Source organism: Tangfeifania sp. (assembly GCF_055108615.1).
On record NZ_JBSQIC010000039.1, the window covers coordinates 18727 to 31860 of the forward strand.

General features: G+C 42.0%; 13 protein-coding genes. 7 read left to right on the plus strand and 6 right to left on the minus strand.

Annotated features, from left to right (window positions below; translation table 11 throughout):
- Nucleotides 1–32 precede the first annotated feature (32 nt).
- A complete protein-coding gene (locus ACTCNA_RS10065) occupies nt 33–1250 on the minus strand; it encodes a uroporphyrinogen decarboxylase family protein (protein WP_462947784.1) in 1218 nt (405 codons plus the stop codon).
- 295 nt (nt 1251–1545) lie between these two features.
- Nucleotides 1546–1833 (minus strand): hypothetical protein, encoded by a 288-nt coding sequence (locus tag ACTCNA_RS10070; RefSeq protein WP_462947785.1) that lies wholly within the window; start codon nt 1831–1833, stop codon nt 1546–1548.
- Nucleotides 1834–2028: 195 nt separating this feature from the next.
- On the opposite strand from ACTCNA_RS10070, the gene ACTCNA_RS10075 reads away from it, so the two are divergent.
- Both ACTCNA_RS10075 and lepA read left to right on the plus strand, forming a co-directional pair.
- The gene (locus ACTCNA_RS10075; protein WP_462947786.1) at nt 2029–3033 is read left to right on the plus strand and encodes an aldo/keto reductase; all 1005 of its coding nucleotides are present in this window, start codon (nt 2029–2031) and stop codon (nt 3031–3033) included.
- Between the two features lie 320 nt (nt 3034–3353).
- Nucleotides 3354–5171 (plus strand): translation elongation factor 4, encoded by a 1818-nt coding sequence (gene lepA, locus ACTCNA_RS10080; protein ID WP_462947787.1) that lies wholly within the window; start codon nt 3354–3356, stop codon nt 5169–5171.
- A gap of 63 nt (nt 5172–5234) precedes the next feature.
- Here lepA and rprY read toward each other — a convergent pair whose 3' ends face one another.
- The 3 genes from rprY to purN form a co-directional block, all read right to left on the minus strand.
- The gene (rprY, locus tag ACTCNA_RS10085) at nt 5235–5924 is read right to left on the minus strand and encodes a response regulator transcription factor RprY (protein ID WP_073163848.1); all 690 of its coding nucleotides are present in this window, start codon (nt 5922–5924) and stop codon (nt 5235–5237) included.
- Between the two features lie 2 nt (nt 5925–5926).
- Nucleotides 5927–7483, minus strand: coding sequence for a sensor histidine kinase (locus ACTCNA_RS10090; protein WP_462947788.1), 1557 nt, complete (start codon nt 7481–7483; stop codon nt 5927–5929).
- Between the two features lie 120 nt (nt 7484–7603).
- On the minus strand, nt 7604–8176 hold the full coding sequence (purN, locus tag ACTCNA_RS10095) for a phosphoribosylglycinamide formyltransferase (protein WP_462947789.1): 573 nt from the start codon (nt 8174–8176) through the stop codon (nt 7604–7606).
- Nucleotides 8177–8362: 186 nt separating this feature from the next.
- Here purN and ACTCNA_RS10100 point away from each other — a divergent pair, with 186 nt between their 5' ends.
- The 5 genes from ACTCNA_RS10100 (at nt 8363) to ACTCNA_RS10120 (ending at nt 12334) form a co-directional block, all read left to right on the plus strand.
- Nucleotides 8363–8599 (plus strand): acyl carrier protein, encoded by a 237-nt coding sequence (locus tag ACTCNA_RS10100; RefSeq protein WP_073163854.1) that lies wholly within the window; start codon nt 8363–8365, stop codon nt 8597–8599.
- Between the two features lie 17 nt (nt 8600–8616).
- Nucleotides 8617–9858: a beta-ketoacyl-ACP synthase II gene (gene fabF / locus ACTCNA_RS10105; RefSeq protein WP_462947790.1), complete on the plus strand. Its 1242-nt coding sequence runs from the start codon at nt 8617–8619 to the stop codon at nt 9856–9858.
- Nucleotides 9859–9864: 6 nt separating this feature from the next.
- Nucleotides 9865–10596: a ribonuclease III gene (gene rnc / locus ACTCNA_RS10110; RefSeq protein WP_462947791.1), complete on the plus strand. Its 732-nt coding sequence runs from the start codon at nt 9865–9867 to the stop codon at nt 10594–10596.
- A 62-nt stretch (nt 10597–10658) separates the two neighbouring features.
- Nucleotides 10659–11351, plus strand: a complete 693-nt coding sequence (locus ACTCNA_RS10115) for a lipid-A-disaccharide synthase N-terminal domain-containing protein (protein ID WP_462947792.1) — start codon at nt 10659–10661, stop codon at nt 11349–11351.
- A 119-nt stretch (nt 11352–11470) separates the two neighbouring features.
- The gene (locus ACTCNA_RS10120; protein ID WP_462947793.1) at nt 11471–12334 is read left to right on the plus strand and encodes a cation diffusion facilitator family transporter; all 864 of its coding nucleotides are present in this window, start codon (nt 11471–11473) and stop codon (nt 12332–12334) included.
- Nucleotides 12335–12337: 3 nt separating this feature from the next.
- On the opposite strand, the gene ACTCNA_RS10125 is transcribed toward ACTCNA_RS10120, so the two are convergent.
- Nucleotides 12338–13042 (minus strand): 3-keto-disaccharide hydrolase, encoded by a 705-nt coding sequence (locus ACTCNA_RS10125; RefSeq protein WP_462947794.1) that lies wholly within the window; start codon nt 13040–13042, stop codon nt 12338–12340.
- Nucleotides 13043–13134 lie beyond the last annotated feature (92 nt).

A 13134-nucleotide genomic window follows, 5' to 3' on the forward strand; every position in this document is an offset into this window, starting at 1 on the left:
TTGCCAGCTGCTAACTGCAACTGTTCACTTCTTCACCTGCCGTTAAACTCCTGGATTGCCTCAAACATCGCAACTATATTTTCCACAGGCACATTTGCCTGGATATTATGCACAGTATTGAAAACAAAACTTCCATTTTTCGAAAAAATCTCACAATACCGGAGTACATGTTCGCGTACTTCGCTGGGGATACCAAATGGCAGCATTTTTTGCGTATCGACTCCTCCTCCCCAAAAAACCAGGTCGCGACCGTATTTTTCTTTCAGCTTTTTGGGATCCATCCCGGCGGCATTTATTTGTACCGGATTAATGATGTCGAATCCGGAACGGATGAATCCATCCATGAACGGTTCTACCGCCCCGCATGAGTGTTTAAACGTTTTCCACTGGGTATTCCGGCAAATCCAGTCGTTCATTTTTTTGTAATAGGGCAGCCAGATTTCTTCAAATTGTTCCAAAGAGCAGAAGGTGGAATCCTGGGTACCGAAATCGGTTCCACACATAAAAACAGCATTCACCTTGTTTCCCACCACTGAAAAAATACGTCGCAGGTTCTCGATGGCAATCTCCGATTGTTTGTCAAAAATCTTTTTAATGTGTTCGGGGCGGCTGATGGTGCCCATGTACCATTCGGCCACATCGCGGATTCCTTTGGGATGGTGCAGTTGCATTCCGGGTACCAGCGCAATATCGCCCAGGGCAGTTCCCCCGAAAGCGGCCATTACGGCTTTTCCTGAAAAGTAGGCTTTATCAACTTCCACCCGCCAGTACTTCAGTTCTTCATCCGTAACCAGGCCGAATTCTTCCAGGTTCAGTTTTTCATCATCTATGGGCTCCTGCCGGATAATTGCATCGAAAAAATGGCCGGTTTTGGGCATTCGGGCTGAAGGCGGAATGGAGGTGTCGCCCTCCGGATGCATCAGCACATCGCCCTTTTCGTCATAGGTTACGTTGAAATTCATGGGTACCATTACCCGCTGGTTCCATGGAGTTTTCCACTCTTTGTAGGAGCCGTGATTGTGAAACCCGAACATGTTGTTCTTGCCCCAGGCACCAATTACGTCGATGCCGACAGAATCGATGAATTCCCACCCTACTTCGCCCAGCATTTGGAAAGGTTCGATCACACGGATGGGTTTACGTTGTAACCCAAAGTGCCTGCGCAACCTTGAAATAGCATTTACATGAATTCCGGTCACCGCCGTAGAGCCCAGGTCAGGCACCACCCGGTCGGGTTGCTGGTGATTCACTGTTTTTAAAAATTGTTTCCTCGAGTTCATATTATAGGTTTTGTTTTCCTGTTTTTAAGAATGTTTAATATAGTTGAAAATAGCGAGATGGAAAACATCCTTTGCAAATTTGCACATTTCTACATAGAAGTTTTCACAAATCTGTTACATAACAGACCCCGGAACACCTTACCATACTTTCAGCTTATTTGACCCACTTGCTTGATTTTCAAAAGAGCCGGGAGCCGGGCTTTCGGTAGTTCTTTTCTCACCAAAAAAATCGGTTTCAACACTCAAAGGCGTACAGTCCGGTTTTTCAATAGTTCTGATTCGGGATTTTTGCTTTCCCAAAAAGTTTCGTATTAACGGTTTGTGTGTTTATCCGGCTCATTTTTTCATCAAAATGAAAATTCAGAAAAACATGTTGGCCTTCTTCCGAAATATTGATTTCAGGATCCACATTGGATTGAAAAAAGTTTTTTTCATCCGGAAACGAACCGGCAGTATTCAGGTAAGCATTGCCGTCAGTAAAAATGGGAAGTTCCACATTTTCATAACTTTTCAAACCTGAAAACCTTCCGTTCTCTTCGGGCGTGCCGCCCACGAAAATGTTATTATAGAAACGGTTGTTTACAATAATGATTATTTCCGAAAATAGTAAATTCGTTTAGTATTTTGATACCATTCCTGTAATCCAGAACTATTCAAAATAAAAGCTCCATATAAGGCTTACTTTAAAAAATTTAAACAATTTATTGAAAACAGAGTATATATTATCAACATCATAAAATAAATTACTATGGCAGACCGAAGGACATTTTTAAAATCGCTGGCAGGCATAACGGCTGGATTGTCGTTAAGTAATATTGCCTTTTCAAAAGAACAATCATCCGACAGGCTTGGGGAAGTTTTACCCAAACGCAAATTTGGGCGGACCGGAGAATATGTAACCATGTTGGGCACCGGGGGATTCCACGTTGGCTGGACCACTGAGCGCGAAGCACAGGAAGTTATTGAAGCGGCACTTGAAGGAGGTGTACGGTTTTTCGACACAGCAGAAAGTTACTCAAGTGGAAGAAGTGAAGAGCGCTACGGGAAATATTTAACTCCGAAGTACCGCGATTTAATTTTTCTGATGACAAAAACCACAGGGCCCGATGCAAAATCGGTAAAAGAACATCTTGAAGGTTCGCTGCGCAGGTTAAAAGTCGACCAGATTGACCTGTACCAGGTACATTCCGTCCGCACCCCGCAAGATGTTGACAACCGCATAAACCAGGGCATATTGGATGTATTGTTGAAAGCAAAAGAAGAGGGTAAAATTAAATACCTCGGATTTACCGGCCATCAAAATCCCTATGCACACACACGCATGCTTGAACAAACTGAAGAAAGTGACATTTTTGATGGGGTACTGATGCCGGTAAATGTTCTCGATCAATCTTATTTCAGCTTTACTAAAAATGTAATGCCCAAAGCACTCAACCGGAACATGGGAGTTATGGCCATTAAATCGCTGGCCGACGGTAGATTTTTTGCCAGTAAAGAAAGAGCGAACTGGACAAGCGACGATCCTGTTATTCCGAATTACATGAGCATTAAAGAGGCCATGCACTTTGTATGGTCGCTGCCGGTTTCGGTTATTATTTCGGGGAATGAAAATGCCACCTACATGCGTGAAAAAATTTCTCTCGCACGTTCTTTCACCGAACTAACCGAAGAGCAAAAAATGGCACTGATTGACAAAGTTAAGGATATTGCCCTTGATGGGAAAGTGGAATATTTCAAAAGCAAAGAGGCTTAATCCGGTTCAGCTATAAATCTTCATGTTTCTGTCAGCATCAATTTAATCTCTTACACAAAAGAAAATCCCGGAGCCTCTGCCCCGGGATCAAAACTAAACCTAACTAAACCAAACTTATGAAAAAACAGCAAATTGCGTTCTGACTGTAACGGTGTTTTATATGTGGATTAAAAATTTCATTTTAACTGTTTTCATAGCTGCTAAAAAACTTACAAATAATATGCCAAAAATAATTCCAGGTGGATAAACAGGAGTACACCCAAAAGATTAGATTTCAATTTAATATTTCAAAAATTGAATATCTTTGCGCAAGCATAAAAATGGCCACGGATTATATGAAAACAGACTACATGAACAGGATACGGAATTTTTGCATTATAGCTCACATCGACCATGGGAAGAGTACCCTTGCCGACAGGATGCTGGTGCACACCAAAACAATTGGCGACAGGGAAATGCGCGACCAGGTGCTCGACAACATGGAGCTGGAGCAGGAAAGAGGCATTACAATTAAAAGCCATGCCATACAAATGGACCATGTTTACAACGGAGAAGAATATAAACTGAACCTCATTGACACACCCGGGCATGTTGACTTTTCATACGAAGTATCCAGATCGATTAAAGCCTGCGAAGGCGCACTCCTGATTATTGATGCCACACAAGGAATCCAGGCACAAACCATTTCAAACCTTTACCTGGCCATTGAACACGACCTTGAAATTATTCCGGTTTTAAATAAAATGGACCTTCCGAATGCAATACCCGAGGTGGTGGAAGACCAGATTATCGACCTGATTGGCTGCAAACGCGAAGATATAATCCACGCCAGCGGTAAAACCGGAATGGGGGCCGAAACCATCCTTGAAAGAATTATTGAAAAAGTTCCGCCTCCCAAAGGTGACCCCAACGCTCCTTTGCAGGCACTCATTTTCGATTCAATATATAATTCATTCCGCGGGGTAATTGCCTATTTCAAAATTATTAACGGACAGCTACGAACAAAAGACCTGGTAAAATTTGTAAATACTGACAAAGAATACAATGCCGATGAAATTGGCGTGCTGAAACTGGGCTTAAAACCCCGTGATATGCTTTCAGCCGGCGATGTGGGCTATATTATTTCAGGAATAAAAACCGCCAAAGAAGTTAAAGTGGGAGACACCATAACCCATGTGGAAAACCCTTGTTCCAAAGCAGTTTCGGGTTACGAGGAAGTAAAACCGATGGTTTATGCAGGTATTTATCCTGTTGATGCAGATGACTACGAAGACTTGCGAGCAGCAATGGATAAACTGCAATTGAACGATGCATCGCTCACTTTTGAGCCCGAATCCTCTGCAGCACTCGGGTTTGGGTTCCGTTGTGGATTTTTGGGACTGCTGCACATGGAAATTATTCAGGAACGGCTGGAACGGGAATTTGACATGAACGTGATTACCACAGTTCCAAACGTTTCGTACATGGCGCACCTGACCGACGGGTCAACGCTAAAAGTTTACAATCCATCAGGAATGCCATCTTCTACTTCAATCGACAATATTGAAGAACCTTTTATCAGGGCAAGTATTATTACCGCTGTCGATTATATTGGCCCGATAATGAACCTTTGCCTCGACAAAAGAGGTGAACTCGTTAATCAAAACTACCTGACAAGCGAACGCGCCGAGTTAATTTTCAATCTGCCGCTGGGTGAAATTGTTTTTGATTTTTACGACAAACTTAAAAGCATTTCAAGGGGATACGCTTCACTCGATTACTACGTTAGCGGATATAAAGAAGCAAAACTGGTGAGGCTCGACATTCTTTTAAACGGCGAAATGGTGGATGCCCTTTCAACTTTGATTCATTTTGATAATGCCTACCCGTTTGGACGCCGGATGTGTGAAAAGCTTAAAGAATTGATTCCGCGCCAGCAATTCGATATTGCCATCCAGGCAGCTGTGGGGTCGAAAATTATTGCACGAGAAACAGTGAAGGCGATGCGAAAAGATGTTACGGCAAAATGTTACGGGGGTGACATTACCCGAAAACGAAAGCTGCTTGAAAAGCAGAAAAAAGGCAAAAAACGCATGAAGCAGGTTGGGAATGTAGAAGTTCCGCAAAATGCATTTTTAGCCGTGCTGAAAATGGATTAACGGAGATGGGCTCAACCTTCTCGCGAGGAATGGAAATGCCGGACTTTGAAAGTCCGACTCCCGTTACAAAATTAATTTATAGCCTTTCCCGTGTACGTTAATTATCTCTACCGAAGGCTCATCTTTTAAATGTTTACGCAACTTTGTAATGTAAACATCCATGCTTCGTGCATTAAAATAATTGTCATCAATCCAAATCGACTTCAAAGCATAATTGCGTTCCAAAACTTTATTGGCATTTTGGCAGAGCAGCTTGAGCAAATCTGATTCTTTGGTGGTGAGTTTTACTGTTTTTTCGTTGTCAGTCAAAATTTGCTTACGCGTATCGAAAGTATATTTCCCCAAAGTAAAAACCGGTTGCGAAGAAGATTGCGATTCCTGTGCAGTTCTTCTCAAAATGGCTTCAACCCTGAAAATCAACTCCTCCATGCTAAAAGGCTTTGTAATATAATCGTCGGCACCCATTTTAAAACCTTCAATTACATCGTCTTTCAGGTTTTTGGCTGTCAGGAATATTATTGGAATATCAGCATTTACAATCCGGATATCTTTAGCAAGCGAAAAACCATCTTTTTTGGGCATCATGATGTCTAAAATGCAAATATCATAATGTTCTTTCATGAATCCTTTGTAAGCGGCTTCGCCATCGGGATAGAGGTCAGTTTCGAAACCTTTGGCAACCAGATATTCTTTCAGGAGTAACCCGAGGTTTTCATCGTCTTCTGCCAAAAGTAATTTTGTCTTTTGTTCCATGGTCATTTATTTATTTTAGGTAACAATATACTAAATTTCGTGCCTTTATTCACAGCACTATCTACTTTAATTTTACCATTGTGCAAATCCACAATCTTTTTCACGTAGCTTAATCCCAGGCCAAAGCCTTTAACATCGTGAACATTTCCGGTGGGGACGCGGTAAAATCTGTCGAATATCTGGGCGTGGTGTTCTTTCGATATTCCAATTCCATTATCACGAATACTAATCGTTACATGTTCATTTTTGCTTTCGGTTGTAACCATTATTTCCGGTGTGCCGTTGCTGTATTTCATAGCATTGTCGAGCAAATTAAATACCACATTGGTAAGGTGGACTTCATCACCTTTAATCATTGCATTTTCAGCATTTAATTCCGATTTGAGGGTGCCGTTTTTATTTTTCACCCTGAGCTCAAAGTTATTTACCACATTCTTTATGGTGGCATTGATATCAAACTCTTTGAATTTCAGTTTTAGCCGCCCCTCGTTAAATACGGCCATTTGCAATACTTTTTCAACCTGAAAACTTAACCTTTTGCTTTCTTTACTGATTACCCTTGAAATATGTTCAATGGTATTGGGTGTATTGGCAACACTCCCGTCTTCAAGCATTTGACTGGCCAGCGATATGGTAGAAATCGGCGTTTTCAGTTCGTGTGTCATGTTATTGATAAAGTCGTTTTTAATCATCGATAACTTTTTCTGCCTGAAAATTACCATAATGGCATAAGCAAATATCGCAATGAGCAGTCCGGTTAAAATAATAGTTGGAATAATGGTTAAACCGGTTGCCCTTAACAAATAGTCCGAGCGTTCCGGGAAATATACATAAAGGTAATTGGGTTGCTTGCCGTCGTAGTCGTATGGAAAAAGCAGGCTGTGGTACTCTTCTTTTCGCTTGGGGTTATAATCTTCACTTCCCAGAAGAAACCTGTCCTGCCCCTGACTGGATGAACGCACTGCAAATTTATAATCGAGTTCAATCCCGGCTTCATTGAATGAATTCTCAATGAGTTGTTTCAAAACGGTTGAATCTATCCGCTCTTCAAGCGACCGTCCTTCCAAAATAATCTTATAGTTATACCAGTTAATGTCCTGGAGGAATCGTTCCCGTCTCCGTTCGAGGTCAAGATTAAATTCATGCAACCTGTCCATGAAAGTAGTTTCATTCTCCTCATCAGGCGAAACTGAACCGGATGAAGACTGCGTTGAATCAGTAATTACAATCTGCAACTCCTCCTGAAAACCTCCGAAAATACCCTGCTCAGAATAACGAAACCGGAAACCTCCGGACAATTGCCCGGCACCTCTCCGTGGAAAAATGTTATAGTTGCCGGGTGATTGATCGAAACCCGGAAGCTGGCCTGTGCGGGCACTTTCGCGCGCCAGGCGTTGCTCGTCGAGTTCAAGCTGATCCACCACTCCCTTGAGCGCGTTCGTTACCATCCGGTCAAATTGCTCCTCCCGAATGTCAGATGCTGTCTTTATCAGGTTAGTTTGTATTACAATTAAACCCGATAGCACCAATGCCATCATTACAATTAATGTAACTAACATCTTTTTGCTCATACCGCAAAGATAAATTTAATAAAAGGCTGGATGAAACATCATTAACAATATTTAACAGGAGCCCCCGAATTGTAATTTTTATTAAGCTTTAAACCTGCAAACAAAAAATCAATCCTCTTTTTTCAGAATATCTTCGATAACTGAAGGGTAATATTTGTATTCAAGTTCATGAACTTTCTGCGCCACATCTTCAGGCGTATCGCCAGGCAACACCGGGCACCTGGCCTGAAAAATGATTTTCCCGTCGTCGTAAACCGGATTAACCCAATGAATTGTAATCCCTGATCCAGTATCTTTGTTTTCCACAACTGCCCGGTGAACGTTCATGCCGTACATTCCTTTGCCACCATACTCAGGCAATAACGCCGGGTGAATGTTTACTATTTTAAAATTATCGATTAAATCCCGGGGAATCAACCATAAAAAACCGGCCAAAACAATTAAATCGATGCCTCTTTCTTTTAAATTTCGAACTGTTTCTTCGCTTTTGTAAAGCTGTTGCCGGTTAAAAACGAAGGTATCAACACCATATTTTTCAGCACGCTTTAGTGCGCCTGAACCAGGCTTGTTACTCCACAAAGAATCAACTTCAATCAATTCATTTTCAGAAAAATACACAATAATATTTTCGGCATTTGTGCCCGCCCCCGAAGCGAATATGGCTATCTTCTTAACATTCATTTTATACACATTTTTTACACTGGAACATTTGAATAATCCGTTCAAATTTAGGATATTGCAACTTTATCATTCAAACATTATAACATCTTTTTTATATTTTTTCTTTGAAATATAAACCGTAAATGTATTACTTTGCAGCGAATTATTTAAAAAGTCAAATTTAGTATTAACCAAAAATTTAGAATTATGTCTGACGTTGCAGCAAAAGTAAAAGCAATTATCGTTGATAAATTAGGCGTTGACGAAAGTGAAGTAACCAACGAAGCATCTTTCACTAACGACCTTGGTGCAGATTCACTCGACACTGTTGAGCTGATTATGGAATTTGAAAAGGAATTTGATCTTGCAATACCGGACGACCAGGCTGAAAAAATTTCAACCGTAGGGGAAGCCATTAAGCACATCGAAGAAGCAACCAAGTAATCGAGAGAAATTCATTTATGGAATTTAAAAGGGTAGTAATTACCGGAGTAGGCACTTTAAACCCATTAGGCAATTCAGTTGATGAATTTTGGGAAAACCTGAAAAATGGTGTTAGCGGGGCCGATAAAATTTCCAATTTCGATGCCTCGAAACAAAAAACCCGGTTTGCCTGCGAAATAAAAAATTTTGATCCGAATTTATACCTGGATCGCAAAGAAGCACGCAAGTACGACCTGTACACGCAGTATGCACTTGCAGCGGCAAAACAGGCAATGGAATCCTCGGGGCTCGATTTGGAACAAATTGACCACGACCGTGCCGGTGTAATTTGGGGTGCAGGAATTGGAGGACTCCAAACCTTTTTTGAAGAAGCCCGGCAGTATAATGTGGACAACCCCCGTTTTTCGCCTTTTTTTATTCCAAAAATGATTGCCAACATTGCAGGTGGATTAATTTCCATCAAATACCAGTTCAGAGGGCCAAACTTTACCACAGTAACCGCTTGTGCATCGGCCACCCATGCAATGATTGAAGCCTTCAACATGATTCGGCTCGGTAAAGCAGAAATAATGATTACCGGAGGATCAGAAGCCGCAATCAACGAAGCGGGTGTTGCCGGATTTAACTCCATGCGGGCAATCTCTACCCGAAACGACGACCCAAAAACCGCTTCCCGCCCGTTTGATTTGGACAGGGACGGCTTCGTTATGGGTGAAGGTGCGGGAGCTTTCATTTTTGAAGAATATGAAAGCGCCAAACGCAGAGGAGCAAAAATTTATGCCGAAGTAGCTGGCGGAGGAATGTCTGCCGACGGATACCATATGACAGCTCCCGATCCTGAAGGCCGCGGAGCCAACCTGGTTATGAAATGGGCCCTTGAAGATGCGGAAATGAGACCCGAAGATGTGGATTACATCAATGTTCACGGAACGTCAACTCCGCTGGGAGACATTGCAGAACCGAAAGCTATTATTAAAACTTTTGGAGAACATGCCTACAAAGTAAGTATCAGTTCTACAAAGTCGATGACAGGCCACTTACTGGGCGCAGCCGGAGCAGTTGAAGGAATTGCCAGCATTCTGGCCATCAGAGACAACCTGGTTCCGCCCACAATTAATCACTTTACCGACGACCCTGAAATTGACAGCAACCTTGATTTTACATTTAACGTTGCCAAAGAGAGGGAAATAAATGTGGTTATAAGTAATACCTTCGGTTTTGGAGGGCACAACGCAACAATGGTTTTTAAAAAATTTTAAAAATCTGTGGTTAAAAGAATAGCACAACGAATAAAGCTCTTTTCGTCTCCTCGAAAAGAGTTTTATTTGTTTTTAAAAAAATTACTTGGATTTTACCCGGCCAACCTTAAACTTTACGACCTCGCATTTATTCATAAGTCGGCATCGGTTTTCGATTCGCAGGGCAACATGGTAAATAACGAAAGGCTCGAGTTTTTAGGCGATGCCATTTTAGGGGCTGTTATTGCCGATTTTTTATACAACCGGTTTCCGCAGCAAGACGAAGGGTTTTTAACCAAAACCCGATCGAAACTGGTAAACCGCACTTTTTTAACCCGGCTCACTTTCGATATGGGTCTGAACATTTACATCGACTCCAACACAATCAAAAACATTGACAAAAGCCACATTTACGGCGATGCCCTGGAGGCATTAATAGGAGCAATTTATCTCGACAAAGGGTACCAGGATGCCAAATATTTTGTCACAAAAAAAATTCTTTCACAATTTGTCAACCTCAATGAAATTGAACAGAAAGATTCCAATTTTAAAAGCCAGCTGATAGAGTGGTGCCAGAAAAACAAAAAAGAAGTTGTATTTGAAACTACTGAAGAAGAAGCGAAAGATAAATCAAAAGCCCCGCTCTTTGTGGCCGTGGCAAAAGTTAACAACAAAGTTTTTGGCAAGGGAACAGGAACATCAAAAAAAGAAGCGCAGCAAAACGCAGCGCACGAAACATTGAATAAGCTGAAGAATTAGTCTTTACTCCGAAACGGCTTTCGCACTTATAATTGCTATATTTGCACCCCAAAGAATAACAGATGAGCGACATTCTAATTTACGCAATCGGCTTTTTATCTCAAATCCTTTTTTTTGCCCGGAATATTGCCCAGTGGTTTTTATCGGAAAAAGAAGGGGAAGTAATTTCACCGGTGGTTTACTGGCAAATCAGCCTGGCAGCTTCCATTTTAATGTTAACCTACGGGATTTTGCGGAACGACTTTGCTATTGTGCTGGGGCAAATTATCGTTTACATGATTTACATCCGAAACCTCCAGCTCAAAAAAGCCTGGAAACTGATGCACCCCGCAACACGGATTCTGGCAATTGTAATTCCGCTAAGCTATATTGGCTGGCTAATGTTTAGCAGCACCTATAACTTCAGTTCCATTCTGAAAAACGAAAATGTCCCGCTTTTGCTTATGATTTGGGGTTCTGCCGGGCAAGTCATTTTTACCTTTCGTTTTATTTACCAGTGGATTTATTCTGAAAGGCGAAACGACTCATTTCTACCACTTGGGTTCTGGGTTATCAGCACCATTGGCTCGCTTATGATTTTCACCTACGCCATTTACCGCCTCGACCCGGTTTTGTTTGCCGCACACAGCCTTGGACTATTCATTTACATCCGGAACATTCTGCTGCACACCGGTCGTGGAAGCATATTCCGTAAACTGGAAAAGGTTCCTTACTTCAATAAAATAATGGGAAAAATTGCAGATAAAATGAAATAGGCCGGCAAAAAAATCCACCGGCCTGGCTTTTCTGTTTGCAAAAATTACAAACCCGAACTTATTAAACTCCTCGAAAAAAATAAATCGTAAAATTATTACCTTTATATCTTCAAAAAAAAATGCCAGACAGTAAAAAATATATCAATCGCGAGGGTTGGCTCTCCATTTTCGGAAACCTGTTTCTTTTCGGGCTGAAATACTGGGCAGGAATTGTAACCGGCTCGCTGGCATTAATTGCGGATGCCTGGCACACCTTAAGCGACTCTGTTTCATCGGTAATTGTTTTAGTTGGCGGAAAGATTTCGCGCAAACCTGCCGACGGTGATCACCCGTTTGGTCACGGACGGGCCGAACACGTTGCCGCATTAATAATTGGAGTTTTGCTGGCCATTGTGGCCTTCGACTTTGCAGTGAGTGCAGTTGATAAATTCAGTAAAGGGGAACAAACCGTATTTGGCGTTTTTGCCTGGGTGGCAACCATCGTTTCAATTTTGGTAAAAGAAGGTATGGCCCAGTATGCATTTTGGGCAGCAAAAAAAACGAACTCATCAATTTTAAAAGCTGACGGTTGGCACCACCGTTCCGACGCATTTTCTTCAGTAGTTATCCTGGTGGGTATTGCAGTAGGTAATTATTTTTGGTGGACCGATGCCGTACTTAGTTTTATTGTGGCAATGATGATAGGTTATGTCAGTTATCAAATTTTATCGAAAGAAATTACTTCGCTACTTGGGGAAAGTCCTTCGGATGAGATGCTGCTTTCGATTCGCGAAACCACCCAAAAAGCTTTTGAGGAACCGCTGCACCTGCATCATATCCACCTTCACAATTACGGGAATCACACCGAGTTAAGCTGTCATATTAAACTTCCGCCAGACATGTCCCTGAAAGAAGCCCATGAAATCTGCACGAAAATGGAAAACGTTATTTTGGATAAATTTGGCTTTATTTCCACTGTTCATGCAGAACCGATTGAGTGGTAACAACTAAGGCAACTCCACAACCTTAATATTCCTGAAATGAATCTCAGCACCTTCGGCTTCCAGGCAGATGTACCCTTTCTTCTGCGAAGCTTTGCTGATTCCGTTCACAAACTTACCATTTACCGAAAGTTTGATGGTGCCATCCACACAAACCACATCGTAGGTGTTCCACTCCCCTTTCCCTTTGCAGCGGTTTTCGATTGATTTACTGCGCACACCGCGCGGATTGTCGGGCACAATTTCCACGCCTCCAACGCCAAACAATTCGCCGTGAACATAAGCAATGGGCGGTTTTTCCCCGTTTCGGGCATTTTGGTTCACCCAGTCGAGCTCCAGCATTTGAACTTCCACCCCATCGGGCAGGCGGTTATCGCCCGGTTCAGCATTACTCCACACAAACGTGCCTGAATTTCCCCCGGCTTCCATGTGCCGCCATTCGATGTGCATAATAAAATTTTTGTATTCTTTTTCACTTCGGATAACGCCAATAGGCAACCCGGTGCAAACCAAAATATCGTTCTCAACCCTCCAGGTTTCCGGTTCGGTATTCACCTGAAACCAGTTAACAGAATTTCCTTGCACAACATCACCCCCAACAACATTTGACCACTGAACTTCTTTGCCAAAAGCAGCTACCAATTCCTGGGCAGTCAGATTCAGCGAAAACAAGATAAAAACTGAAAACAGTGCAATAATAAATCTTTTCATACTATTAAAATTGTTAATTTTTAAAGGTATAGTATGGAACTCGCATGTATTTTAATTATCCTCCTATGTGTAAATATTTTACATGCTCGTTT

Bases quoted from the DNA above. Each gene is read 5' to 3' on its own strand.
- ACTCNA_RS10075 (WP_462947786.1), top strand. From the start codon at position 2,029: ATGGCAGACCGAAGGACATTTTTAAAATCGCTGGCAGGCATAACGGCT.
- lepA (WP_462947787.1), top strand. From the start codon at position 3,354: ATGGCCACGGATTATATGAAAACAGACTACATGAACAGGATACGGAAT.
- rprY (WP_073163848.1), bottom strand. From the start codon at position 5,924: ATGGAACAAAAGACAAAATTACTTTTGGCAGAAGACGATGAAAACCTC.
- ACTCNA_RS10090 (WP_462947788.1), bottom strand. From the start codon at position 7,483: ATGTTAGTTACATTAATTGTAATGATGGCATTGGTGCTATCGGGTTTA.
- purN (WP_462947789.1), bottom strand. From the start codon at position 8,176: ATGAATGTTAAGAAGATAGCCATATTCGCTTCGGGGGCGGGCACAAAT.
- ACTCNA_RS10100 (WP_073163854.1), top strand. From the start codon at position 8,363: ATGTCTGACGTTGCAGCAAAAGTAAAAGCAATTATCGTTGATAAATTA.
- fabF (WP_462947790.1), top strand. From the start codon at position 8,617: ATGGAATTTAAAAGGGTAGTAATTACCGGAGTAGGCACTTTAAACCCA.
- ACTCNA_RS10115 (WP_462947792.1), top strand. From the start codon at position 10,659: ATGAGCGACATTCTAATTTACGCAATCGGCTTTTTATCTCAAATCCTT.
- ACTCNA_RS10120 (WP_462947793.1), top strand. From the start codon at position 11,471: ATGCCAGACAGTAAAAAATATATCAATCGCGAGGGTTGGCTCTCCATT.
- ACTCNA_RS10125 (WP_462947794.1), bottom strand. From the start codon at position 13,042: ATGAAAAGATTTATTATTGCACTGTTTTCAGTTTTTATCTTGTTTTCG.